The organism is Sporotomaculum syntrophicum, from assembly GCF_009932395.1.
In the GTDB taxonomy this organism is placed as follows: domain Bacteria; phylum Bacillota; class Desulfotomaculia; order Desulfotomaculales; family Desulfallaceae; genus Sporotomaculum; species Sporotomaculum syntrophicum.
In genome coordinates this window covers 703,924-729,337 of record NZ_LSRS01000003.1, presented here as the reverse complement: position 1 = coordinate 729,337, position 25,414 = coordinate 703,924, and the positions used below count along the sequence as shown (strand labels likewise).

20 protein-coding genes and 1 CRISPR repeat array are annotated in these 25,414 nt (G+C 47.2%); of the genes, 18 read left to right on the top strand and 2 right to left on the bottom strand.

The window, feature by feature from the left end; genetic code table 11:
* Window positions 1–51 precede the first annotated feature (51 nt).
* Both SPSYN_RS08470 and eam read left to right on the top strand, forming a co-directional pair.
* Entirely contained in the window at window positions 52–789 is a 738-nt protein-coding gene (locus tag SPSYN_RS08470; protein ID WP_161822014.1) for a DUF1287 domain-containing protein, read from the top strand.
* A gap of 192 nt (window positions 790–981) precedes the next feature.
* Window positions 982–2,271 (top strand): glutamate 2,3-aminomutase, encoded by a 1,290-nt coding sequence (gene eam, locus SPSYN_RS08465; RefSeq protein ID WP_161822013.1) that lies wholly within the window; start codon window positions 982–984, stop codon window positions 2,269–2,271.
* A 52-nt stretch (window positions 2,272–2,323) separates the two neighbouring features.
* Here eam and SPSYN_RS08460 read toward each other — a convergent pair whose 3' ends face one another.
* Window positions 2,324–2,497: a small, acid-soluble spore protein, alpha/beta type gene (locus SPSYN_RS08460; protein WP_161822012.1), complete on the bottom strand. Its 174-nt coding sequence runs from the start codon at window positions 2,495–2,497 to the stop codon at window positions 2,324–2,326.
* A gap of 137 nt (window positions 2,498–2,634) precedes the next feature.
* Complete coding sequence (locus SPSYN_RS08455; RefSeq protein WP_161822011.1) at window positions 2,635–3,759, bottom strand: M42 family metallopeptidase; 1,125 nt, start codon at window positions 3,757–3,759, stop codon at window positions 2,635–2,637.
* Between the two features lie 288 nt (window positions 3,760–4,047).
* Here SPSYN_RS08455 and SPSYN_RS08450 point away from each other — a divergent pair, with 288 nt between their 5' ends.
* From SPSYN_RS08450 to cas2e, 16 genes are all read left to right on the top strand, one after another.
* Window positions 4,048–4,752 carry an ABC transporter ATP-binding protein gene (locus SPSYN_RS08450; protein ID WP_341478864.1) on the top strand — a complete coding sequence of 235 codons (705 nt, stop codon included), beginning with the start codon at window positions 4,048–4,050 and terminating at the stop codon, window positions 4,750–4,752.
* Window positions 4,752–7,157, top strand: coding sequence for an ABC transporter permease (locus SPSYN_RS08445; protein ID WP_161822010.1), 2,406 nt, complete (start codon window positions 4,752–4,754; stop codon window positions 7,155–7,157). The genes SPSYN_RS08450 and SPSYN_RS08445 overlap by 1 nt, the downstream gene beginning before the upstream one ends.
* A gap of 13 nt (window positions 7,158–7,170) precedes the next feature.
* Window positions 7,171–8,349: an efflux RND transporter periplasmic adaptor subunit gene (locus tag SPSYN_RS08440; RefSeq protein WP_161822009.1), complete on the top strand. Its 1,179-nt coding sequence runs from the start codon at window positions 7,171–7,173 to the stop codon at window positions 8,347–8,349.
* Window positions 8,350–8,413: 64 nt separating this feature from the next.
* Entirely contained in the window at window positions 8,414–10,207 is a 1,794-nt protein-coding gene (locus SPSYN_RS08435; RefSeq protein WP_161822008.1) for a MutS family DNA mismatch repair protein, read from the top strand.
* Window positions 10,208–10,654: 447 nt separating this feature from the next.
* Window positions 10,655–11,668 (top strand): O-acetyl-ADP-ribose deacetylase, encoded by a 1,014-nt coding sequence (locus SPSYN_RS08430; RefSeq protein WP_161822007.1) that lies wholly within the window; start codon window positions 10,655–10,657, stop codon window positions 11,666–11,668.
* 94 nt (window positions 11,669–11,762) lie between these two features.
* Window positions 11,763–12,416 carry a vWA domain-containing protein gene (locus tag SPSYN_RS08425; protein WP_161822006.1) on the top strand — a complete coding sequence of 218 codons (654 nt, stop codon included), beginning with the start codon at window positions 11,763–11,765 and terminating at the stop codon, window positions 12,414–12,416.
* A 336-nt stretch (window positions 12,417–12,752) separates the two neighbouring features.
* A complete protein-coding gene (locus SPSYN_RS08420; RefSeq protein ID WP_161822005.1) occupies window positions 12,753–13,754 on the top strand; it encodes a tetratricopeptide repeat protein in 1,002 nt (333 codons plus the stop codon).
* A gap of 72 nt (window positions 13,755–13,826) precedes the next feature.
* Entirely contained in the window at window positions 13,827–15,248 is a 1,422-nt protein-coding gene (locus tag SPSYN_RS08415; protein ID WP_161822004.1) for a M20/M25/M40 family metallo-hydrolase, read from the top strand.
* An 89-nt stretch (window positions 15,249–15,337) separates the two neighbouring features.
* Complete coding sequence (gene cas3 / locus SPSYN_RS08410; protein ID WP_161822003.1) at window positions 15,338–18,169, top strand: CRISPR-associated helicase Cas3'; 2,832 nt, start codon at window positions 15,338–15,340, stop codon at window positions 18,167–18,169.
* Window positions 18,162–19,775: a type I-E CRISPR-associated protein Cse1/CasA gene (casA, locus tag SPSYN_RS08405; RefSeq protein ID WP_161822002.1), complete on the top strand. Its 1,614-nt coding sequence runs from the start codon at window positions 18,162–18,164 to the stop codon at window positions 19,773–19,775. Before cas3 ends, casA begins: the two co-directional genes overlap by 8 nt.
* Before the next feature lie 36 nt (window positions 19,776–19,811).
* Window positions 19,812–20,384, top strand: coding sequence for a type I-E CRISPR-associated protein Cse2/CasB (gene casB, locus SPSYN_RS08400; protein ID WP_161822001.1), 573 nt, complete (start codon window positions 19,812–19,814; stop codon window positions 20,382–20,384).
* A 30-nt stretch (window positions 20,385–20,414) separates the two neighbouring features.
* Entirely contained in the window at window positions 20,415–21,476 is a 1,062-nt protein-coding gene (cas7e, locus tag SPSYN_RS08395) for a type I-E CRISPR-associated protein Cas7/Cse4/CasC (RefSeq protein WP_161822000.1), read from the top strand.
* A 1-nt stretch (window position 21,477) separates the two neighbouring features.
* Window positions 21,478–22,197 (top strand): type I-E CRISPR-associated protein Cas5/CasD, encoded by a 720-nt coding sequence (gene cas5e, locus SPSYN_RS08390; protein WP_161821999.1) that lies wholly within the window; start codon window positions 21,478–21,480, stop codon window positions 22,195–22,197.
* A gap of 3 nt (window positions 22,198–22,200) precedes the next feature.
* Window positions 22,201–22,842, top strand: a complete 642-nt coding sequence (gene cas6e / locus SPSYN_RS08385) for a type I-E CRISPR-associated protein Cas6/Cse3/CasE (protein WP_161821998.1) — start codon at window positions 22,201–22,203, stop codon at window positions 22,840–22,842.
* Complete coding sequence (gene cas1e / locus SPSYN_RS08380) at window positions 22,839–23,849, top strand: type I-E CRISPR-associated endonuclease Cas1e (protein ID WP_161821997.1); 1,011 nt, start codon at window positions 22,839–22,841, stop codon at window positions 23,847–23,849. The genes cas6e and cas1e overlap by 4 nt, the downstream gene beginning before the upstream one ends.
* A complete protein-coding gene (gene cas2e / locus SPSYN_RS08375; RefSeq protein WP_161821996.1) occupies window positions 23,849–24,739 on the top strand; it encodes a type I-E CRISPR-associated endoribonuclease Cas2e in 891 nt (296 codons plus the stop codon). The genes cas1e and cas2e overlap by 1 nt, the downstream gene beginning before the upstream one ends.
* Window positions 24,740–24,896: 157 nt before the next feature.
* Window positions 24,897–25,414: direct repeats of the CRISPR family, unit length 28 nt; unit sequence GTGCTCCCCGCGCGTGCGGGGATGATCC.

Below are 25,414 nucleotides of genomic sequence, written 5' to 3'. Positions count from 1 at the left end.
GGGCAAATAATTAACGGATTTAGCACATTTCAGGTGGTTGTGGTTACGTTGATGTTAAAGAAATACTATGGTCAATTAAGATTTGCCGGTCGATTAGATGTTGTAGTGAAGCATGCCGGGTTATATGGATTACTGCTCGCGCTTATTTGGTTAACTGCCGGTTGTGCAAACGGACAGCAACTACAAGGACAGACCGGTAGTTTGCCGGTTAAGCCTTCCGGTCCTTCTCCGGTGGAAAAGATAACACCTGCAGAACGGAATGTATATGATTGGGTAGTTATCGGTGCCCGGGAGGAAGTGGCCAGGGGAGTGATTTATGACGCCTCCTACCGTCAAGTTAAATATCCGGGCGGTGATGTACCACCCGAAAGTGGCGCCTGTACCGATGTGGTGATCCGAGCTTTTCGTTTTGCGGGTATTGATTTGCAACAACTAATCCACGAGGACATGCGGGAAAATTTTGAGCTTTATCCGCAACTCTGGGGTTTGCCGGGGCCGGATACCAATATCGATCACCGCCGGGTGCCCAACCAAATGAAATTTTTCGCCAGGCATGGCCAGGCACTGCCACTGTTGGTGCAGGGGGAGGATTTACTTACCTGGCAGTGGGGTGATGTCGTTTACTGGCGCTTTGCCAACGGCCTTGAACACTGTGGTATTATCAGCGACCGCAAAAATTTGCATGGAGTGCCCCTGGCCATACATAATGCCGGTGTGGCCAGGGAGGAAGATTGTCTAACCAGATGGGAAATAACCGGTCATTTCCGGTACCCCCCGGTTAGTGAATAGCCGCTTTAGGAACTTCCTGCTTCCGGTACAATGCAGGCTCACTCATCAATAATAAAATGCTTTTCAAGCTTGCCACTTATTGATATAATAAAGAAAAGTATTTCCCTAATAACAAACAACTTGTAAAATTTTATAATATGTTTGTGAGTTTTAATTATTTATGTGGGTTAATTCCAAAATGGAGGTGGCTGAATGGAGAGATCTATCAGAAGTTTGCCAATGCAACCTGAGCAGGATAAACGCCAGGTAGCTCTGGAGAGAGCGGAAGAACTTAAACATCGCATAGAAGGTTACCTGGACGCTGTTAAAAATATCCCTACTGGTTTTGCACTAGCCGAACAAAACGAGGCAAGAAAAAGTAAAATACTTGAATATTTCGGAGCTACTGAGTCCGACTGGAATAACTGGCGCTGGCAGATGCGCAATAGAATCAGCGATGTCAAAGAACTAAGACAGATATTGCCTCTATCCGATGAAGAAGCAGGTCATATTGAATTCGTTAGCAAAAAATTCCGCTGGGCAGTCTCGCCCTATTATTTAAGCCTCATGCAGGCAGACAACCCCAGTTGTCCGGTGAGGATGCAGGGTATACCAAGCATTTGGGAAATACGTGACAATTGGGGTAAAGAAGATCCCATGGCGGAAGAATTTACTTCACCGGCGCCTCGGATTACCCGTCGTTACGCAGACCGTCTAATTATTAATGTGACTAACCAGTGTGCAATGTTTTGCCGGCACTGCCAGCGCAGGCGCAACATTGGTGAAGTGGACAGACCCGCAGCGGTAGAGGATGTCAAAGCAGCTATTGATTATATCCGGGCCAATCCCGAGGTGCGGGATGTCTTGATTACCGGTGGTGACCCGCTGACTTTATCCGACGAATGGCTGGATTGGATACTGACCGAACTGGACAGTATCGAACATGTGGAAATCAAACGGATTGGCAGCCGGGTGCCGGTGACTATGCCGCAGCGCATTACACCCGAGCTCTGTGAAATGCTGGAAAAGCATCATCCAATTTTTATAAACACGCATTTTAACCATCCCATGGAAGTGACCCGGGAAGCGTTAAAAGCTACCCGTATGTTAGCTAAGGCCGGCATACCGCTGGGTAACCAGGCCGTGTTGCTGAAAGGGATTAACAATGATCCCAACGTTATGAAAAAATTAAACCAGGAACTGCTCAAAATCCATGTTCGCCCATATTACATTTTTCATGCCAAGCATGTTAAAGGCACAGCCCATTTTATCACTACCATACAAGAGGGCCTGGAAATCATGGAACATTTGCGCGGTTACACCTCGGGCCTGGCCGTGCCGTGGTATATTATCAATGCGCCCGGTGGCGCGGGCAAGACGCCATTGCTGCCTCAGTATTTGTTATCTGTGGAAAAGGATAACGTGATGATTAGAACCTGGGAAGGGAAAGTATTCCGCTGCACCAACGGCGGATATATAGATGACAGCAATGATGCCTGCTGAACGCTTATGCAAAAGGGATGCGCTGTTTAAGCGCATCCCTGAACCTGCTTCCCTAAACCATAGACTGCTCTGCCTTTTGTATAGCCAGGCGGACTAAATTGCCGCAGTCTCTTGACGAAACGCTGCCGAAACCGCCTTCTGCACGAACAATATTGGCAACCCCAAGTTCCTCGGCTAACTCCATTTTCAGCTTGTCCGACATAATGCCGCCACGCCTTCTGGCCATAATTAGCCTGCCTCCTTTGGGTTTTTAAGATGTTTTAGGGTTTAGCAAGTTCAAGTGTTAGTATGTAATTTAAATGCATTGGCTATACCTGTTAAAAATTGTTGCTTGTGACCGGGTGGGGATACTGGTTGATCTCGCTAAATGGTATGGTTTCGGCCGGTATACAAGTATTGACCGATATTTTCCACTATGGCTTGCATATAGTGCATTGCTTGGATTAAATCGCCAAGATCAGCGATTTGAGCCGGGGCATGAACATAGCGCAGCGGTATGCCCAGGGTAGCCACCGGTACGTCGAACAGCTGGATTACTGAAGCGTCGGTGTATGAGCGCGACACCCCTTCCTGCAGGGTAATACCGGTTGACCTGGCCACCTCATTTAAAAATGCCCGCATGGGTGGGCGCATAATGGCCAGCTCATCCGCCAGGCGCAGCGCTACCCCCTGCCCCAGGTGGATTTGACGCAGGTGGGGAGCAATGCCCGGTATATCGCTGCCTACCATGCTGTCCACCACAATGGCAAAATCCGGGCGCAGCCTCATGGTGGCCACTTGAGCGCCGCGAGAGCCATGCACATTAGCCTGGCCGCCGCCCGGCAGCATGCCGTGCTCTTCGGTACTGGTGAATACCCCGGTGACTTCGGCGGCCACGGGGTGAGCGGACAGCCGGCGCAACAGGGCGATAAGCAAGGCGCAACCCATCCGGTCATCAAGACACCGGCCGGCCACCCGGTTCCGGTTCAGCTGCTTGAAACCATGGGTAAAGGTAACCGGCGTGCCGACAGTTATGCCCATGTGCAGTACCTCGTCCCGGCTTTGTGCGCCCACATCTACGAAAATTTCCTGCTGCGCCGTGACAGGGAGGTGGGGCGGGTAAATGCCAACGCAGCCCTGAATGACTGTTGCAGCAGTGTGCAGCGACACCCATTCACCTGCTCCCAGGTTTTCAGGTATCCCGCCCAGAGGAAAAAGATAAATAAAGCCCTGGTCGTCAATGCTGCCGACCAGGTAGCCCACCTCGTCCATATGGGCGCAGATCATCACCCGGGGCAGTCTGCTGCCGTCCTGGCCCTCGCCGGGCACAGTGACGTAAAGGCTGCCCATATTATCTGTACTGCAAGCTGCGCCGGTGGCTTTCAGCAAAGTCAAGATTTTTGCCCTCACCGCATCCTCAAAGCCTGTCACACCAGCTACATCAATGAGCTCCTGCAGCAGCTCGATTATTTCCTCTCTCAATGCTTCCAGCTCAACATTAATCGCCATTATACAATACTCCTTTAAGTGGAACTGAGCCGTTTTGCTAGCCCAACAAAATAGTGAGTGTTTATAATTATCTTATCCGGGAAAACAAAATCTTATCTCACATTCTTGCCGGCGGCAGTGGCTTTACGAAGTTGCCGGCGATTCTTCAAAGGGAACAATTACGTACCCATTCAGGCAGGTAAAATACATTAAATTCAGAATATGAGTTAATAAAGCTTAAAGTATAGTTTATACCGGCAACACACAGTTTAGATTAACAATAAACCTTGAAGGGCGTGGACTATAGTTATGGACGTGCTCATGAAGCTTGACCGGATTACCAAGACATACCATATGGGCGAAATAACAGTTAATGCTCTCAGGGAAACCTCCCTGGATGTTTTCCAAGGGGAAATTTTGGTTATTTTAGGACCCAGTGGTTCGGGCAAAAGCACCTTGCTGAACATTATGGGCGGCATGGACCTGCCCACCACTGGGGAAATGTTTTTTCTGGGCGAAAATCTCAGCCGGGCCGGCGACAAGCGATTAACCGGTTACCGGAGAAACGAAATTGGTTTTGTCTTTCAGTTTTACAACCTGATTCCCGACCTGACCGGCAGGGAAAATGTAGAGCTGGCCGCCGATTTAGTGGATGAGCCGCTGAAGGTGCAAGAGGTGCTTGCAGAGGTGGGACTGGCCGAACGAATGGAACATTTTCCCTCGCAAATGAGCGGCGGCGAGCAGCAGCGGGTATCCATTGCCCGGGCGGCGGTAAAAAATCCGCGCCTGTTGTTATGTGATGAACCTACCGGTGCGCTGGACTACCAGACCGGCAAGCTAATTTTAGCTCTGCTGGTGAAAATAAACCGGGAACGGGGTAGCACGGTGGTGATAGTTACCCATAATACCCCCATTGGGGACATGGCCCACCGGGTGGTGCGCATGCGGGACGGCACCATCACCGAGATCAGGGAAAATGCTGCTCCATTGCCACCGGAAAGGATTGAGTGGTAATGAGTGCCCTGAACCATAAATTGTGGCGCACCATCATAAAAACTAAAGGCCAATTCATTGCCGTAGTGGCGGTGGTGGCGATGGGTATAGCCGTATATATAGGCATGACCACCGCTTATCATAATTTAAATGCCTCTAAAGAAAAATTTTACCGCGATAGAAATTTTGCGGACTATTACTTTCATGTGGTTAAAGCACCACAGCAAGTGACCAAGCAAATTGAAACCATTCCCGGGGTGGCGGGGGTCACCGGGCGGATTCAAAAGGATGTTGCTTTGATTAATGAGTTTAATCAACGAGCCACCGCCCGCCTGACCAGCTATACACTGCCGATGGAATACGAAATTAACAGCCTGCAGCTGCTAACCGGCCGGTTTTTTGCCGCAGAAGGGGTAGCTGCGCAGCCTGGGGAGCAAACCCGCACGGGGGATATCGAAGTATTAGTGGACCCCCAGTATGCTGAAGGCAACCGGCTGGAATATGGTGATATCGTTAGCATTGTAGCCGAGGGCAGGGTTGTGCCGCTGACCGTGGTAGGCACCGCCACCGGGCCTGAATTTATCTATCTTATGAAGGATGCCGGCACGCTACTGCCCGATCCTACGACCTTCGGTGTTATTATGCTCTCCCGGGAAAGGGCCGAGGAAATTCTAAATTTAAAGGGCCAGATAAATCAGGTGTTGATAACCCTGGCACCCGGTGCCGATGCGAAGCGGGTGACCGATCAGGTAGAAGAAGTACTGGAGCCTTACGGCAACCTGGCCGGATACCCCCGTAAACAACAGCTCAGCAATGCCATGCTGGAAGCGGAGTTGGACGGCCTCAGGGCTTCATCGCGCTATATGCCGGCTATTTTCCTGGGTATTGCCGCCGCTATTCAGTTTGTCATCATAAGCCGCATGGTGCGGGCACAGCGCCTGCAAATCGGGATTATGAAAGCGCTGGGTTATCGCAGCCGGCAGGTTATCCTGCACTATACAGGTTATGCAGTGCTGGTGGCTTTATGCGGAGCTATTCTAGGCACGCTTTTAGGTCTGGTGCTGTCTTCGTTCATGTCCCGGGCTTATGCCTTGTATTTCAACCTACCCGCTAGTATTGGCGCGGTGAACACCCAGGCCATTATCTACGGTTTTATCCTTAGTATCGGTATCAGCAGCCTGGCCGGGTTGACTGCCTGCCGCAGTGTAGTGAAGATAAATCCGGCCGAATCCATGCGCCCCGAGCCCCCCAAAGGCGGCGCTAAAACCCTGATTGAGGGCTGGTCATGGCTGTGGCGCCGGCTGGATACCGCCTGGAAGATGAGTATCCGCTCTGCTGCCCGGAACCGGGGCCGCTTCGGGATCACGCTGGTGGGCATAGTTTTTGCCGTAGGCATGCTGGTGGTGTCTCTATTTACTCTCGATGCTGTTGATTACATGATTAATAAACATTTTTACCAAAACCAGCGCTATGATTACCTGGTCCGCTTTACAGCACCGGTTAAAGAAAGCGAGCTGCTGAATATCGAGCGGATCGAGGGCGTCCAAAAAGCGGAGCCTCTGCTGGAAGTGCCGGTTAGAATCAATTATAACGGCAAAAGCGAAGATGATGCGATTACAGGCTTAAATCCAGACACCAGCTTAAAGAAACTAGCGGATCCCCGCGAGCGCCCCCTGGAAGTGCCCAGGGAAGGACTGCTAATCAGTCAGAGAACTGCGAATAAACTGGGAGCCGGGGTAGGCGATATGGTGGAAGTGGAGACGCTGCTGGGCATTGGTCCTTCTCGGCTGTCCACCATTAAAATAGTGGGCATAAGTAACCAGCTGGTGGGAGGCGGTTGTTTCGTTTCCCTGCAGCAGGCAAATGTGCTGCTGCAGGAGCGACAACTGGTGTCCGGGGTGATGCTGAAGGTGGATTCGGCATTAAGCGCCGGGCTGGAAGCGGAACTGGAGGAGATGACCGCGGTGTCATCCATCCTCAGCCTCCAAAAGGAACTGGATAATTTTAATAAGAATTTGGAGGCCTCAATATATTCGATTTCAATTCTGGTCCTCTTTGCTTTGCTGCTGGGCTTTGCGATAGTTTACAATTCTTCTGTGATCAGTTTTGCGGAAAGACAGCGGGAACTAGCTTCCCTCAGGGTGCTGGGTTTTTCCATACAAGAGGTCTCCGGCATCCTGCTCAAGGAAAATCTGCTGCAATCAGTGCTGGGTGTGGTCCTGGGACTGCCATTTGGTTATTTGATGGTCAAGGGCTATATCGGTGCGTTGAGTACAGACTTGTATAGCTTACCGGTGATTATTTACCCGGTCACTTATGTATATGCGGCGCTGGGCAGTTTTTTCTTCATCATTGTTGCTCATCTGTTTGCCGTCAGGGGTATTAAACAACTTCAGCTGGTAGAAGTGTTGAAGAATAAGGATTAACGGGGGGGACGTTATGAAGCCGGTAGCCAAATATGGAAAAAGATTATTCCTGTTGTCGGTATTTCTGGTTATACTAGCATTAGCCGCCATGTATATGATTAAGAACAGCGGCATTGAGGCGGAAACAGTTCGGGTCCGGACAGGAGATATCATAAAGGCTATTGAGGACACCGGCTATGTTCAGCCGGCCACTAAATACGACCTGCAGGCTGCCCAGAATGCTAAAATTATTCAGGTGCCGGTAGCGAACGGCCAGCGGGTAGCCAAAGGCCAAACGCTGGTGATTATGGAAAACCTGGACTTATCCTTGCAAATCACTGATACTCGCACGCAGCTGAGCCAATCCGCAGCTTCCCTGGCAGCAGCCAAGGCGGCTGTAGACCGCACCCGGCTGGAGCTAAAAAATGCTGAAGACAATCTGGAACGTTCCCAACAGCTATTTGACGCCGGAGCTATGCCTGTGGTTGACCTTGAGGCTGCTCGGCTGAAAGCAGAGACTTTAGAGCAAGCCCTGAAAGAACAGGAATTGCTGCTGGATAGCACCAGGGAAAAGGAAGAGGGGTTAAACCGGTCGTTGCAGAATCTCAATCGCAAGGAAATGCAGCTCGTGCTGCAAAGCCCGGTTGACGGTGAGATCTTGAATTTACCGGCCGAACAGGAACAGGTGGTGAACCCGGGCACTTTGCTGGTTAGTGTGGCGGTGGCGGGCAAACTAGAGATAAAAGCGGATATATTAAGTGATGACCTGGGCGAAGTAAGCCTCGGCCAGCCGGTCAAAGTTACGGCACCGGTTCTGGGCACCAGGGTGCTTACCGGTAAAGTAATGGAAATATACCCCCAGGCTGAGGAAAAACAATCCGCCCTGGGAGTGATCCAAAGACGAGTGCCGGTCATTATTGCCCTGGATGACTTCGCGAACTTGAAACCGGGCTATGAAGTAAAAGTGGCCATAGAAACCTCCGCCAGGCAGGGTGTACCGGTTATCCCCAGAGAAACCGTGCGGACCCTGAAGGATGGCGGTAAGCAAGTAATGGTGGTCAAGGATAACCGAATTTTATACCGGACGGTGCAAACCGGTATCGGTGACCGGGAAAGTGTTGAAATTACCAAAGGCCTGCAAGCAGGAGAAATGCTGATCCGCGACGGCAGCCTTGATTTAAAACCAAACGCCAGGTTCAAGGGCAGCATTTGATAATAAACGAGGATGAACTCAGTGGTTGCGCAAGAACGGTTCCCACTGGTTATGGTGATAAAAAATGGATGAAGCAATTTATCGGCGCTATCAAAACAAAAAAGAAAAGGTATTAGCCAGGCTGACTGCTATTAACAAGCAAATTGAAATGTTTGTACTTCTACGCCCGCTGGTATTTCTGGGCGCGGTTGGCTTTTCTCTGGCTTACTCTTTTGGAACAGCCAATATTGGTTATTTGATTGGCATTGGTGTGCTGGTCATCATTTTTTTCTGGATGGTGAGTAAACACAAGCGCATCAAAGCTCAAGCAAACTATTGGGAGTCGTTAGTACGCATTAACGAAGATGCTATGCGCCGGCTGGAAGGCAAGTGGGTGGAGTTTCCCAATACCGGGGAGCGGTTTGTCGATCCTGAACACCGTTATTCGGCGGACTTGAATATATTTGGCCAGGCCTCTTTATTTCAATATGTCAATGCCGCTAACTCTTTGGAGGGTGAAGCCAGGTTAGCTCAGATGCTCATTGCACCGGCGGACTTAACAGAAATTGAGCAGCGCCAGCAGGCTCTCCAAGAACTTAGCCCGCGTCTGGATTGGCGTCAGCATTTTCAGGCTACCGGCATGTTGGATAACAGTAACAAAACCGGGGATTTGGAAAAACTGCTGGCCTGGGCCGAAGAGGAGCTGTCTTATACAAACCGGCATACATCGCTACTCTTGCTTATTCCGCTGTTCACCCTACTGTTAGCCGCTCTCGGGTATTTTGATATAATCCCGCCGTATTTCTGGGCTTTTACCCTGGCATTACAAATAGTGATTGTAGCCTTAACAGGCAAGACCGCTCAGCATACCTTTGTTAAAACCGGTAATACAGTTCATGAATTGAGGCGCTACGCCGCCTTACTGGCCTGTATAGAACCGGAAAGTTTTACAGCGCCCCTGTTGAACAGCCTACGGAAAAAGCTAACCCGGGGCGGTGCCGACCCATCACAGCAAATTAAACAGCTCTTCACCATTGTGGAAAGGAGCGACTTGCGCTACTCCAGCATGCATCCCCTGATTAATATTGGACTGTTATGGGACCTGCAAACGCTGATCAAACTGCAAAAATGGAGAAGCACCTCCGGCCGGTCACTGAGAACCTGGGTCGAGGTGATTGCCGAGTTTGAAGCCTTATCCAGTCTGGCCGGACTGGTCCATGACCACCCCGGTTGGGCGATGCCCGAAATAAGTGTGGCCCCCCCGGCAATAAAGGCGGTTGCGCTGGGACATCCGCTGCTTAAAGACGAAATACGCGTTTGCAACGATGTAGAGCTGCCTGCGCCGGGTACGGTTTTACTCATCACCGGCTCCAACATGTCTGGGAAAAGCACCCTGCTCAGAACAGTGGGGATAAATTTAGTGCTGGCCTGCGCCGGAGCCCCGGTGTGCGCCGAACGATTCAAGTGTTCCTTGATGGATGTGTATTCCAGCATACATATTAATGACAATCTAGAAAAGAACATCTCCAACTTCTATGCGGAACTGCTGAGAATTAAGCTACTCGTGGAAGCCGCCAGGACCGGTAAGCCCATGCTTTTCCTGATCGATGAAATTTTCAAAGGCACCAATTCCAAGGACCGTATTTTAGGCGCTCAAGCGGTAATCAAAAGCTTGCATGAGCTGGGGGCTATCGGATTGGTATCCACCCACGACCTGGAGTTGAGCCGGCTGGAACAAGATATTCCTTTGATTAAAAACTATCATTTTACCGATCGGATTAGCGGTAATGAAATTACATTTGATTACCGCCTCAAGCCCGGGGTTTCCAAATCGACCAATGCTTTGGCTTTGATGAAGATTATCGGGCTGGAGGTGTAGGAGAAAAAGAGCAGGTCATCCATCAGCGCTACCGCAAAACCCCGGCCCTTAAGCTCGGTGGGGTCTATTTCATCAATGAAAATATCCTGAGTATAATTAGCTCTTGCAACAACGAAATAATCCTACATTGTTCATGACCTTGTTTGCTTTTTACCTACAATGTAAACAAGGGAACGTTAGTTTAGCAGTTCAATACAAAGCCTTCTCGAGAAAGGACGGTAGCGACTGTTAACCTGTGCCCACTTTTTGGAGTGGGGTTAAAAAAACGATAAGTTTAACAAGAATATACCCTCAAGCATCGCTTGGGGGTTTTGTTATGTCCGGGTGTTTTGAGGGTATGTGATAAGGGAGGAATATGAACATTTTAATGGAAATACCATATTTAAAATATTTTGAAATTCATGGGAGCGAGCAAGACTTTAAGCCTTAAAAGTTGGAGGTACAGCTATGCCCCTGGAACTAATACGCAACGATATAACGAAAGTTCATGCCGATGCCATTGTCAATGCAGCCAATTCATCACTGCTGGGAGGCGGGGGTGTAGACGGAGCGATCCATAAGGCGGCAGGGCCGGAGCTGCTTGCTGAGTGCCGCAAGCTTGGCGGCTGCCGGATAGGTCAGGCAAAGATTACCAAAGGGTACAAGCTGCCGGCCAAGTATGTCATCCACACGGTAGGACCGGTTTGGCGCGGGGGAAACTACAACGAAGAAAAACTACTCGCCGCTTGTTATAAAAATTCACTTGAGCTGGCCAAAAAATATCAACTTGAGAGCATCGCTTTCCCGCTGATCTCATCGGGTGCCTATGGCTATCCCAAAGACCAGGCACTCAAAATTGCCATTGCGGTCATTGGAGATTTTTTACTCAAAAACGATCTTACGGTATATCTGGTGGTGTTCGACAAAAAGGCCTTTGCGCTTTCTGAAAAAATCTTCTCATCCATCGCCCAATACATTGACGATAAATACATAGAAGAGCATCGCATTGACCGGAATAACCAGTTGCAATACAACCGCAGGCTGGAACTATACTACGTGCAGGAAACGATATCTCCTGAAACGGCACCGTACGCACCGCCGGCCAAACGCAAACGTAGCTTGAATGAAGTCGTCAAGCGGCTGGATGAATCCTTTTCACAGATGCTGCTGCGTTTGATTGACGAAAAAGGCATGACGGATGCCCAGACATACAAAAGAGCCAACATAGACCGGAGGCTGTTCTCCAAAATCAGAAGCGATATCAATTACAAGCCCAGCAAACCTACGGCGATTGCATTTGCCATAGCGCTCAGGCTGAATCTTGATGAAACCAGTGATTTATTGCGCAAAGCCGGCTTTGCCCTTTCTAACAGCAGCAAATTCGATATTATCATCCAGTACTTTATTGAAGACGGCAACTACAATATCTTTGAGATTAACGAGGCATTGTTTGCCTTTGACCAGCCTATGCTGGGCATATAAATCCGCCGCAAGGGAATTGTCGCCCGGCATGCGACCGCCGGGCACAGGCTAAGTGTTATCCTATAATCAACAAATCTGATGGGAGGGTAACACCATGAAAAAAGGATTAACTGAACTGGTCTTTATACTTGATAGAAGCGGCTCGATGAGCGGTCTCGAAAGCGATACCATAGGCGGCTACAACGCCTTGCTGGAAAAACAGAAGCGTGAAGCTGGGGAAGCTGTCATAACTACAGTGTTGTTTGACGACAGGTATGAATTGCTGCACGACAGAATTAACATTCGAGGTATAGCGCCGATCACAGATAGGGAGTACTATGTGCGCGGCACCACCGCCTTGCTGGATGCAGTCGGTAAAACAATAAATAAGCTGGTTAATGTACAAAAGCATACAGCTGAAGAAGAACGCGCCGAGCAGGTCATGTTTGTAATAACCACCGACGGATTGGAAAATGCGAGCCGCGAATACAGCTATGCCCAAGTACGCCACATGATCGAACAGCAAAAGAGCAAATATGGCTGGGAGTTTATTTTTCTAGGAGCCAATATCGATGCTGCAGAAACGGCCGAACGGTTCGGCATCGCTCAGGACAGGGCCGCAAACTATCACGCGGATAGTGAAGGGACCCGGCTGAACTATGAAGTGCTTAACGAGGCGGTAAGTAATTTGCGCGCCAGCCGGTTTATCTCGGAAAACTGGAAAGCACGCATCGATGAAGACTATAAAAAACGCGGAGGTAGGAGATAAACTGCGGCGGGTGCCGGCCTTGGGGATGGAGTCATCAAATTTCAATTAATTAAATATGCATTTTATGTTCCCTCAGACGAACGTTTGAGGGAATTTGTGTAATCGCGGGTACGTACCAGTGCCGGTTTGTCACTGATTCTTGCACTAAATTTGCTTTTTGTATCCGCCTTGCGTTCGGCAGATACATTATTATGTATTTTTAATAACTGATTGCGGGGTGACACCCTGTTGTCTTAATCCCGGGCTACAATAAAACTTGGGCGGTCTGTTGGGTAGCGGCCAGGCGGTGCAACGGGTTTGTTTTTATATTAACGGGTCGGGAAAGGAGTTGGATAAATGAGAGAGAGGTTTTATAAGATGCCGGTGTCGGCAGAGGAATTTTATAATTTTATAGACCAGCTTCTTGAGAGGGAAGATTCTGATAGCCCGTATCAGGTTATTGCAGATTCCGAAAAAATTTACCATAAATCTAAAACAGCTGATATATCGATTAATGAAAAAAAGTTATATAAAGATTATTACCTCAACAAGTTGGTTGATCTTGGCTATAGATTTAAGGGAATGTGGGAAGATGCGGGTAATACTGCATTAAATTATTTTCAAAAAGCTTTAATAATTGACCGGAAATTACCGATTGCGCACTATAGGATTGGCCATATTTTATATAAAAGAGGAAGATACGCAGAGGCGGTAACCCATTTTGAGAAAGCAATAGAATTTGCAGATGGATATAAGAAGAGTAAATTCGGACTCGCCGACTTTCAAGAAGCCAATGCGAGAAAAATCATTTCCTTCTGCGCTCTGAAACTATTTGAAAAGTTCAAAGATGGTGTTTTGGAAAATGAGAGCTATCCCGAGTTAAACAGTTTAATTGAATCTTATATTGCTTATTTGGAAGAAGAATGCACGGCTTATGCCGTAGTTGTTGAGAGCGTTAGTAATAACCAAACGGAAGTGAGACAAGTAAGTTACGACGAGTATCTCGAAATAAAGGAAGAGACTGACTGCAGTTTATCAAGCATGTACCTGGATGCATACGCTAGAGAACCTTGCGCCGGGTTTAACGGAAGAGAAGTGAAGATATCAATTGATAGTTTGTTATTACTCAGGGATTTAATCAAAGGTGAGCCCATCGAAATTAGTGATTATATCAGGCCGAGAAATCGTTATGGAGTGATGAGGGCAAATACTTTTAATCAAAGATTAGCGAGATTAAGAGAAAAACTGGCCGAACTTGGTTTAACACCGGACAAATTCGAAATTATTAACCCTCGTACAGATCGAGCATATGTATCGACTAACCTGAAAGTAATAATGTTTAAGCGAATTGAAGAGTGAAGCCTGATGGTTACATGCATGTCATTCAGTCTATGCAATAATTCAGTCATAGATAAAAAAGGAGTGATGTGCATGAAAGACAATCTTAGTTGGAAAGAATTGCTTATACTTGGAGGATTCTTAATTGAATCTTTGGACCAAAACAATTTTGATATGAGGCAAGAAAATTTTCATAATATAAGATTCCTCCAAGAAATACTGGACCAAGGCGATATTAGCTATCAAACGGGCTATAAAGTTATAAGCCTGTTTTCTGAACCGCCGGTTTTAAAATCCTGGTTGGAACTTTTGCATAAAGTGGGAGGAAAATGTGGGGAGCTTATCTGCGATCCGCAGGAGTTACAGTTGGCTATTCTGGATGTTCCAATGCTGGCACCGGTCAGGCAACTTAACAGGCTGGGTATGCATACGAGGTATTCGTGTTCCGGGCGCGGCAAAGAAAAGCCTATTATTTACTTTAGTGACAGGTATTCTGCCGGTATGGCTTGTCGTGTAATTAATAATCTTGGATTCAATGTCAGGCTACGCGGGGCAGATCGGATTGAATTGTCGGAGTCTGGTGACAGATTGCTTGAGCTCGGGTTAAGCCTGAGTGAATTGAGCGATATTGGAGAAGAGGAATTGCTGAGGATTGCCCGGTATCGCCAGGAAAAGATGCTGGAAGAGTTGCTGATGATCCCCGGGGAAAGCGGAAATGAGGATGGTGTCAGGAAATATATCATGAGTTTTCTGCCGGGCATAGTAGACAAGGTAACTGTTGATGCTTATGGGAATATACTCGCCATCAAAAAAAAGGGAATAGGTCCTACAATATTACTTTCAGCACATATGGATGTGAAAAGTTATTTCAATCAAGACAGTAAAATAGTTAAGAATGGACATATATGGAAAAGAGAGCATGGAATATTGGGTGCAGACGATAGAGCAGGTGTTGCCATGATAATTAGTATACTTCACCATATTGATAATACTGATTTTGCCGGGACTTTAAAAATCGTCTTCACCGTTGAAGAGGAAATCGGACAGAACGGGGCAGAAAATATTGAACCTGTTTTCTTTTGGGATGTGGATTGCGCTATTAGCCTGGATAGGAGGAATGGATCAGATATTGTTATTTGCTCATCCTCGCTGGAGTACTGCGGGAAAGAGTACGGGGCGATTTTTGAAAATGTTTCCGGTTCTCTCTGGGATGGTTGTCATTCATATAAAATGACCCGTGGTGGTATATCGGATTTGAGGGTATGGAGTAAAATGGGAATTCAAAGTGTCAACCTTTCTATCGGATATTACAATGAACACACATCCGGTGAAGAATTAAATTTGGAGGAATATCACAGGACTTATGATCTAGTAATGGCTGCCCTACCGGAAATTAAAAAGTGGTATATTTGGAACATTCGTAAAGGTTTAAAAAAGGCAAATAATTTAATGCACGCAAGTTCTGAAACTCAAGGAGATGGTTCTTTTTGGTCAAGACGAACACCAAGAAAATAATGAAGGAATGCTCTTCAAGGCATTACATTGCTGTTAAATTAAGCTAAATAAGTTATAATAAAACAAGATTATACAAATAGGTGATAATTATGCAATTATCGGAGCAAGCCAAGTCTTTATGGGCTAAAATGACCAAAGATAACAGCGGCGATGCCTGGTTGCCGCTATATATTCATATGTCGGACGCGGCGGAAATGGCGAAAAGAATATGGTACGACTGGTTGCCGCCGGGATCAAGGGAGGTAATCAGCTGCGGTGTTTCGTTAAACGATGGGCTTGATCCCTGGTCTGATTTGGCCATGCAAAGGGCGTTTAAGCTGTTTGTTTTCTTGGCGGCAGCCCACGACGTGGGAAAAGCGATCCCTGTTTTTCAGGCACAGCAGCCTTTTAAAAATCCAGGCTTAGGTGGACAATTGTTTAACCGGATTTTAGAAACGGGTTTACCTTTAAAGCCGTATGAGGATTTTGCTGCACCCCATGCCGTGCACCATTCATTAGCTTCGCAAAGGATATTGGAACGCAATGGGCTGCATAGGACTTGTGCGGTTATTCTGGGCGGACATCACGGCAAACCACCGTCTTATACGCAGCTTAATAATTTCTCCGGTTATCGCGATAACACAGGATTTAATAACATGAGCTGGACGGCGGTTCAAGACGAGCTTCTTATGTATGCTCTTAAGCTGGCCGGCCTAGTAGATATTGATGAAACGCGAAATATGGAAGTTGATATACCGGGGCAAGTGTTGCTGACCGGGTTAGTGATTATGGTTGATTGGCTGGTTAGTGATGAATATCGCTTTCAGTATTTACAGCCCAACTTGAAAATGAAATCTTCTGAACAGCGGGTCAGAGATGCATGGGATGATTTAGATTTGCCGTCTTATTGGGAAGCGTCGGATGCCTGGGAAATGTATGATCTATTCGAGGATAGGTTTGGCATCAATCCCAGACCGGTGCAAGAAGCGGTTATTGACATAATACGGGAAACAACTTCGCCGGGGATTATGGTTATTGAAGCGCCTATGGGAGCAGGAAAAACCGAGGCGGCGCTTGCGGCAGCGGAGATGTTAGCGCAAAAAACCGGCAGAGGCGGAGTATTTTTTGCCTTGCCGACTCAAGCAACCGCGGACGGTATTTTTAATCGCGTACATAATTGGATAACTAATTTGAGTGCTGACGGAGAAGCGCATTCTTTGTTCCTGGCGCACGGTAAATCACGCTTTAATAAAGAATATCAAAAAATCATATATAACTCCAACGTTGGCGGCCTGGACGGGGAATTGGACAATGTATTGGTTCATGATTGGTTTGACGGCCGGAAAAAAGGGATATTATCCGACTTTGTGGTGGGCACTGTCGATCAGGTGCTGATGGGTGGCCTTAAGCAAAAGCATTTAGCTTTGCGTCATTTAGGATTGGCCAACAAGGTAGTGATTATTGACGAATGCCATGCTTATGATGCTTACATGAGTCAATATTTATTTAAAATTTTGCGTTGGCTGGGCGCTTATCATGTGCCGGTGCTTGTGCTTTCCGCCACTTTGCCGGGGGACAAGCGTTTCAAATTAATTAACGCCTACCTGGGCATCGATTCAACGCCGCAGCATGGGGCGGTTCCCTGGCTGAATGTTGCCGCAGAAAAGGCAGAACTGCCTGCATGGGCAACTAATTATTATTACCCGATAATTACTTATTCTGACGACGGTGAGGTGAAACAGTGTAAAGTTTCGACTACCACACATTCATACGATGTGACTGTGGCTTACTTAAAAGATGAGGACATTATCGCTAAACTGGATGAACTGCTCAGCAGTGGGGGATGCGCTGGAATTATTATGAACACGGTTAAACGTGCGCAAATGCTAGCTAAACAATTGGCCGACCATTTTGGCCAAGATGTGGTTCACTTGCTTCATTCGCGGTTTATAAACACTGACCGGGTAACCAAGGAGTTAAGAGTTAGGGATATGCTTGGACCTGCGGCCAAAGAAAGACCGGATAAGGTCATAGTAGTCGGTACGCAGGTGATGGAACAATCTCTTGATGTGGATTTTGATGTTTTGATAACTGATATTTGTCCTATGGATTTGCTGATACAGCGTATAGGCCGTCTGCATAGGCATGATAGACTAAGGCCCGACAAGCTAAAAACTCCTTTGTGCTTTGTTACCGGAGTAAAAGAAGATGGTTTTGATAAAGGCGCTAAAGCAGTATATGGCGAGTATCTGCTGATGAATAGCCAAGCGTTACTAGAATCGAAAATTTCTTTACCTGCCGATATTCCGGTATTAGTGCAAAAAGCATACGCACCGCAAGGCGTAGAGGTTAAGCCCGAACTGGCAGAAAAATACGCCAAAGCTAAGCTCGACCAGGAAAAAAAGATCAAGGAAAAAGAACAAAAAGCAAGCGAATTTCAAATTTTCAGCCCCGATCGCCGTCATAATTTAGGCACACTAATCGGATGGCTGGATACCGGCGTTAATGATAATACCGGGAAAAAGGCGGAAGCAACCGTGCGCGACATTGATAGTTCCCTGGAAGTCATTTTAATTCAGAAAAAACGCAATGGCAGCTTTTATTTGCTGCCTTGGCTGGAAACCAGAGGAGGAGAAAAAATACCAACTGATTATACGCCTGATGATGAAATGGCGGCGCTGATGTCCTCGTGTACAGTTAACTTACCCCGTAGTCTTGCCGCCTCGTGGATGATCAATAAAACAATAGATGCGCTGGAAAAAAGTAATATTGCTGAACTCCCGGGCTGCTGGCAAGATTCATCCTGGCTCAAAGGTGAGCTGTTTATTGTTTTAGATGAAGGTTACCGTGCAGAAATAAGCATTGCCCAGACAATTTATACCTTAAAGTACGATGAGAAATATGGTTTATTAACGGAAAGCATGGAGGTCGTTGATGACTGAAAAAGAGTTTAATTTAATTGACGAACCGTGGATAAAAGTCATAAATATGCAGGGCAGAGAAGAAGAAGTATCATTACTGGATTTCTACAAGCGCGCTCATCAATTCAAGACATTAGCCGGCGAGCTGCCAACTCAGGATGTAGCCGTGCTGCGCTTATTACTGGCTATTCTTTATGCCGTCTTTACCAGGGTCGATACGGACGGCAATGCTGCAGGTATTACAAGTACAGATGAAGCTCTAGAACGCTGGAAGCGGCTGTGGGGAATGGGCATTTTCCCTTATCAGGCCATTGAGCAATATCTCAGGTATTATGAAGAGCGGTTTTATTTATTTCACCCCGAGACACCTTTTTATCAGGTGGCCGGACTGACAACCAGTGATAAAAAAATTAATCCTATTGCACAGGTAGTTGCTGATGTGCCAAGCCGCATAGAACGAAGATTTTTTACAACTAAATGTGGTAATTCTGCACAGCAACTGAGTTTTGCGGAAGCTGCCAGATGGCTGATCAATTTGCAAGCTTGGGATTATGCCGGTAAAAAAGCTTCCACCATCGGAGGCAGCCCTAACGGGGGCGGAACCGGCTGGTTGGGCAAACTGGGGGTAGTTTATGCTAAGCAGCAAAATATGTTCGAGACGCTTTTGCTGAATATGATATTGCTGGATCGGGACGGTCAATTATTAGCTACAGCTACACCTATTTGGGAACAGAAGCCTAAAACAGTTACTAAATTAGATCTTCGCCCCAATGGTTATATAGAACTGTTAACCTGGCAATCCAGAAGAATTCAATTATTTAAGGAAAATGACGCTGTTATAGGTGTTTTATCATCCTATGGTGATGTTTTTGATAAAGAGAATACCTTCGTTGAACAAATGAGCGGCTGGCATAAGAGTACAGAAAAAAAGGCATCGGATAAGTATATACCTAACTTGCACAGTTCCAGTAGAAGCATGTGGAGAGATTTGGAATCTATATTGCCGCAAACAGATGGAAGTGTAGAAGGTAATGTGGCGCCAGGTATTGTTATTTGGGCGGCAGTTTTAAAAACATATGGATGTATCAATTTTGACCGTGTGAATATCAATGCGGTCGGCAGTGAGTACGGCGCTATGCAAGGTGTAGTCAATGAAATAATAGCTGATTCTTTATCACTAAATATTAATATTTTAACTAATCTTGGCAAACCATGGCTTATTCGGATTTTTGATAACATCAAAATAACTGATCAATGTGTGTGGCAGCTTGGAACACTTGCTTATGAACTTGCAGCCGCATCAGGCAATGATGATACTTCGAGCAAAAAGGGCATCAGTGCAACTGCGCGGGAGCAAGCGTACTTTAGTTTAGATATCCCCTTCCGAAATTGGCTGGCCAGGATTAATCCGGAAACGGATGAGCTGGATAAAACAATGTTTGTGTGGCTGGAACAAATGAAAAAAATTATTCTCCGGCAGGGCGAGCAGTTGGTTAAAGATGCCGGTGAAAAAGCCTTTATTGGTATCTATAAGAAAGACGCCAATAAAGGGGTGACAACAATTGAGACTGCACCAAAGGCTTATCTGAAATTTAAGGCGAGTATTAATAAAATAATAAGGGGGTAGGTGTAGATTAATAAAACTGAGATGGTGTACGCTTTTGTGCGAAGCAAAACTAATGTCTTAGATCAAGATTCCCCTTGGGCAAAAGCGGCGCTGGCTAAACTGCGCCGGGGCATCGGCAAAACACCCGGAGAGAACCCGGAAATCTGGGAGATCACGTTGGGCGATTTGCCGAAACAGCTCACGTTTAAAGGGAAAGATGATAACTACAAACCCACTGCTGCAGAATGGGCTATCCACACCGCTTTAACCCTATATGCTTTGCACCGGCAAGGTAAAAGCGCCTCGATGAGTGCAGCCGGCAATTCTTTAGGGGCGGCGGCCAGAAAGCTTAAATCTCCCGACGGGAATAATGAACAGTCACTTAAAAGAAGGTTTGATGCTGTTACAACAGCCAAAGATTTACCCGAATTAGCGCATCACGCCAGAGGGCTGGTGCAGCTCTTTAAGGCGGCGGAACCGCCGGTTACCTTGGATTATCCCCGTTTCGCCGCAGATTTGTATCGATATCAGTTTACTGATGCGCGTGATCAGGTTAGATTGCGCTGGGGGCAGGACTTTTGGGCTTCAGCTAGGGATAGCGCTGAGAAAACCGAAAATGGACAAGGATAATGGTCTAGAGACAAGTAAAGGAGATAGAAAATGGAAAAAACATTTGTAGATTTTCATGTTATTCAAACCGTACCGCCCAGTTGCGTGAACCGTGACGATACCGGCAGCCCCAAAACCGCTGTGTACGGTGGAGTGAGGCGGGCTCGGGTTTCATCACAGAGTTGGAAGCGGGCCATGAGAATGATGTTCCGTGAGAATTTTGACGAGTCGGAATTAGGCGTCAGAACCAAGAAGATTATTGACTTGGTAGCTCAATGCATTAGAGTTCAAGATGATTCGAAAACAGAAGAAGAAGCGTTATCTTTGGCTGAAAAGGTGATCAACACAGCGGGAGTAAGTACCAAGGACAAAGCAGCAAAAGCGTTATTTTTTATGAGTACCAAGCAAGCGCAGAACTTAGCGGAGCTGATTTTGCGGGATGGGGCGCCCAATAAAAAAGACGCTCAATTAGCACTGAATAAGAATCATGGCATTGACGTAGCCTTATTCGGCCGTATGGTGGCGGATGAGCCCGCACTCAATACCGACGCTTCATCCCAAGTTGCGCATAGCATATCAACTCACCGCGTAGACAACGAATATGACTATTACACTGCCATGGATGACATGTCTCCGGAAGACTCCGCCGGCGCCGGCATGATAGGTACTGTGGAGTTTAATTCAGCTACCTTATATCGCTATGCAACGGTAGCGGCCCATGAGCTGTTTAAACAGTTATCTGAGGAACCGGCGGCTTTGGCCCGTACAATAAAAGAATTTGCCCGCGCTTTTGTAACATCTATGCCCACCGGCAAACAAAACACCTTTGCCAATCGTACTTTACCCGACGCGGTTATGGTATCCATCCGCAAAGATCAGCCTCTTAATTTAGTGGGTGCTTTTGAGGAGCCGGTACAAAATGAAGGCGGGTTTGCTAATCAGTCAGTAAGCAAACTAGCCGCATATGCCATGAATACACATGGTAGTTTTTCGTGTCCGCCCGAAAAAGCATATGCTGTTGGAGAAAACATGGCAAAATTAACCGGTGCGGAGAATGTATCATTTAAGGAACTGTTGGATGAACTGGAAAAGGACATGCTAGTGAGGTTTTAAAATGAGTACTCTATTGCTTAGGCTGGCCGCCCCACTGCAAGCCTGGGGCTCTTCCAGCAAATTTAATAAAAGAATGACCGAGCGCGAGCCGACTAAAAGCGGTGTTATCGGCATGATTGCCGCAGCCCTTGGCAGAAGCCGCACCGATGATATCAGCGATTTGCAAAGCTTAAAATTTGGCGTGCGGATAGATCAAGAAGGACAGCTGATAAAGGATTTTCATACCGCCCATACTTTCGATAATAAGCAGGCATTTATTTCGAGCCGTTATTATCTTGCCGATGCATTATTCGTTGTGGGTCTGGAAGGTGAAGAAGATTTATTGCAAAAAATTGATCAAGCCGTTAAAAACCCGGTATTCCCTTTGTATTTAGGCCGTCGTGCCTGCCCGCCCGTCGGTCCGGTATCGTTAGGGATTAAAGAAGGGGTGTGCTTGCTGGACGCGTTGAAGGATTTAGCCGTTACACCCTGGCAAGCTGCAGATTGGTATAAAAAACAATTGCAAAAGAATAAACAGCATCCTGCTTATCTGGAAATTGTATCCGACGCAGGGACAGATGATATTGGCGCTTATACAATCCGCGATTATCCGGTCTCTTTTAACCAGGAGCACAGAAAATACGCTTTCCGTAATGTGCTTAGCGATTTAAACGCCGTGCCGCTTAGTATTCCAGCCGAGCAGCCTACCGCGCACGACCCCCTAGCCGAATTGGAGGTGTAGCATTTGTATCTATCGCGTATAGAAGTAAATCCGCGCCGCAGGCAAACCATGCTGGCGCTTAGCTCGCCTCAGATTATGCATGCGGCGCTGGAAAGCAGCTTCCCCAATACGGCGGGTGAGACTAAACGTAATCTATGGCGCGTCGATCAATTAAACCAGTCGCTTTATGTATTGCTGCAAAGCCGGCAAAAGCCTGATTTTACACATATTGTAGAGCAATTCGGCTGGCCGGCGGCGGAGCAAACATGGGAGACCAAAGAATACGACGCATTTTTAGCGCGATTAAAAGATGGCCAGACATGGCGTTTCCGCTTGCGCGCTAATCCGGTGCATAGTGTGAAAGAAAAAGACGCCCCCGGACGCGGCCGAGTTTTAGGCCATATAACCGTAGAACAGCAAAAACAATGGCTATCCGGCAGAGCCACAGCTAATGGTTTTAATCTGGACAATTCAGCAGGATTCGATGTTGTACAGCGGGAGACGAAAAAATTTACCCGCAGCGGTAAACCGGTAACTCTCAGCGTTGCTGCATTTGAAGGAGTTTTATTAATCGAAAACGTTGAAACGTTTGTGCAATCACTGTTAGCCGGCATTGGCCGCGCTAAAGCTTACGGTTGCGGTTTAATGACCTTAGCGAGGTTATGATGGGCAAGTTTGAAGGAATCGATAAGCCAAAGCTGAAAGAACTGCCGCAAATAAAAGAACGGATATCATTTCTGTACCTGGAACGCTGCCTGATCAATCGGCATGACAGCGCAATTACTGTCACTGACGAACGTGGAACCGTTCATGTACCGGCTGCTACTTTGGGCGTGATACTGCTGGGTCCGGGCGCTAATATTTCACACCGGGCTATGGAGCTTATCGGCGACACCGGGGCCAGCGTTATTTGGGTAGGCGAGCGGGGCGTTCGCTATTATGCACATGGACGCCCGCTGACGCATTCCTCAAGACTGTTGGAAACTCAAGCAGCGCTGGTTTCCAATATCAGAACGAGACTTGCCGTTGCCCGGCAGATGTATCAGATGCGTTTTCCCAATGAAGATGTTTCCCAAATGACCATGCAGCAGCTGCGGGGCAGAGAAGGCGCCAGAATACGCGCGGTGTATCGGCTCGCATCCAAGAAAACCGGTGTGCCTTGGAACGGACGGGAGTATAACCCGGACGATTATTCGGATAGCGATCCGGTAAACAAGGCGCTTTCCGCCGCACACGCCTGTTTATATGGAGTTGCCCATAGCGTGATCGTAGCCATGGGTTGTGCGCCGGGGCTGGGTTTTGTGCATACCGGCCACGAGCGTTCTTTTGTATATGACATTGCTGACTTATACAAAGCCGAAATTACCATCCCGATTGCTTTTGACGTAGCTTCTCAAAACCCGGATGATATTGGGGCTGTTACCAGGCGCGCTGTGCGCGACGCCATTGCAGACGGTAAGATCATGGAGCGGATAGCCGCTGATATCCGCAATTTACTTTTGACGGATGCGAGAGAAGAAGATTTCATAACCAATACTGTGAATCTGTGGGATGAAAAAAACGGTTTTGTTAAAAATGCGGTTTCTTACGGTAAAGAGCTGGATGAGCCCGACCTGGCAGACGACGAATTTGTTTTAACAGAAGGGTATGGGACAATACTGGAGGATGAATAGTGGTTGTCATCACTTTAACTGATTGCCCGGCAGCGTTGCGAGGCGTTTTAACCAAATGGCTGTTGGAAATAAATCCCGGTGTTTTCGTAGGCCGGGTAAACGCGCGGGTGCGCGAGAATATCTGGGCCTTGGTAAAAAAGTTTGCCAAGAACGGACGGGCTACAATGGTGTTTAACGCCAGTAATGAGCAGCGCCTGGATTTTAGAGTGCATAACAGCGAATGGGAGCCTATCGATTTCGACGGGATTAAACTAATCCTGCATCCAAGCCCCGCCCGGGTTAAAAAGCTGTCTGCGCTCCGGCTGGGTTATAGTAAGGCTAGCAAACGCCGCTTGGCTAAGCAAGCGGCTAACCGTGCAAATAGCAGGCCGCCGGCTAAATATCCATCTTCATATGCTGTTATCGATATTGAAACCACCGGTTTATCACCGGAGAAAAATGAAATAATTGAAATCGGCGCTGTTAAAATAGTTGAACACGAAGTGATAGATACTTTTGAGGTACTGGTGGCCAGCAATAGCGTTATTCCGCCAAATATCGAGAGACTAACGGGCATTACCGGCCAATTGATTGAAAAAGAGGGCCTAGAACCGGTAATGGCTTTAAAATCTTTTATTGAGTTTATCGGAGTGTATCCATTGGTAGCCCACAATATGTCCTTTGATATGGGCTTTTTAAATGCTGCGTGTGCCAAACACGGAGTTGGATTGATAGCCAACGAGCTGATTGATACGCTGGAGTTATCGAAAAAATATGTTCTGGGTGTAAAAAACTATTCGTTAAAAAACTTAGCTGAAAAATTTCAGATAGAAACAAACACATCTCATCGAAGTCTGGCGGATTGTTTGACAATTCATATGTTGTACGAGAAACTGATAAAAATTGTATAAGCTAACAATAAATATCAACGCTGAGCAGGCCAAAAAATTCCCTTAACGTGGTTGGTCATCATGAAAACAATGCTCAATTTACTGCACATGAAACTAATAAAAATGATATACTTTGGTTTGAAGGAATGCCCGTTTTATAAGGGATTCCTTAGTGTGTGTGCTCCCCGCGCGTGCGGGGATGATCTTAAACTAAAGCTATCTTTATCTTCAATAAATTGGGTGCTCCCCGCGCGTGCGGGGATGATCTGGTGATTTTTTTACTTGGCATCTACTAATAAGTGTGCTCCCCGCGCGTGCGGGGATGATCCTGGTACTTTTAGAAGATTATTATATAAAAAAGAGTGCTCCCCGCGCGTGCGGGGATGATCCCTATCGGCAATACTTGCGAACACTGTAATACTAGTGCTCCCCGCGCGTGCGGGGATGATCCCAACATGGCATCCATTTTATCACGTACCTGGTTAGTGCTCCCCGCGCGTGCGGGGATGATCCTATACCAAAATTCATTCGGATAGTAAACTTTGTGTGCTCCCCGCGCGTGCGGGGATGATCCTACCTAAAGCATAAGCAACTAAACTATTGCAAAGTGCTCCCCGCGCGTGCGGGGATGATCCTAGGATTATCATTATCTACAATTAAATATTTATGTGCTCCCCGCGCGTGCGGGGATGATCC

Coding starts and splice junctions, on each gene's coding strand:
- SPSYN_RS08470 (WP_161822014.1), top strand. CDS start 52: ATGTTAAAGAAATACTATGGTCAATTAAGATTTGCCGGTCGATTAGAT.
- eam (WP_161822013.1), top strand. CDS start 982: ATGGAGAGATCTATCAGAAGTTTGCCAATGCAACCTGAGCAGGATAAA.
- SPSYN_RS08460 (WP_161822012.1), bottom strand. CDS start 2,497: ATGGCCAGAAGGCGTGGCGGCATTATGTCGGACAAGCTGAAAATGGAG.
- SPSYN_RS08455 (WP_161822011.1), bottom strand. CDS start 3,759: ATGGCGATTAATGTTGAGCTGGAAGCATTGAGAGAGGAAATAATCGAG.
- SPSYN_RS08450 (WP_341478864.1), top strand. CDS start 4,048: ATGGACGTGCTCATGAAGCTTGACCGGATTACCAAGACATACCATATG.
- SPSYN_RS08445 (WP_161822010.1), top strand. CDS start 4,752: ATGAGTGCCCTGAACCATAAATTGTGGCGCACCATCATAAAAACTAAA.
- SPSYN_RS08440 (WP_161822009.1), top strand. CDS start 7,171: ATGAAGCCGGTAGCCAAATATGGAAAAAGATTATTCCTGTTGTCGGTA.
- SPSYN_RS08435 (WP_161822008.1), top strand. CDS start 8,414: ATGGATGAAGCAATTTATCGGCGCTATCAAAACAAAAAAGAAAAGGTA.
- SPSYN_RS08430 (WP_161822007.1), top strand. CDS start 10,655: ATGCCCCTGGAACTAATACGCAACGATATAACGAAAGTTCATGCCGAT.
- SPSYN_RS08425 (WP_161822006.1), top strand. CDS start 11,763: ATGAAAAAAGGATTAACTGAACTGGTCTTTATACTTGATAGAAGCGGC.
- SPSYN_RS08420 (WP_161822005.1), top strand. CDS start 12,753: ATGAGAGAGAGGTTTTATAAGATGCCGGTGTCGGCAGAGGAATTTTAT.
- SPSYN_RS08415 (WP_161822004.1), top strand. CDS start 13,827: ATGAAAGACAATCTTAGTTGGAAAGAATTGCTTATACTTGGAGGATTC.
- cas3 (WP_161822003.1), top strand. CDS start 15,338: ATGCAATTATCGGAGCAAGCCAAGTCTTTATGGGCTAAAATGACCAAA.
- casA (WP_161822002.1), top strand. CDS start 18,162: ATGACTGAAAAAGAGTTTAATTTAATTGACGAACCGTGGATAAAAGTC.
- cas7e (WP_161822000.1), top strand. CDS start 20,415: ATGGAAAAAACATTTGTAGATTTTCATGTTATTCAAACCGTACCGCCC.
- cas5e (WP_161821999.1), top strand. CDS start 21,478: ATGAGTACTCTATTGCTTAGGCTGGCCGCCCCACTGCAAGCCTGGGGC.
- cas1e (WP_161821997.1), top strand. CDS start 22,839: ATGATGGGCAAGTTTGAAGGAATCGATAAGCCAAAGCTGAAAGAACTG.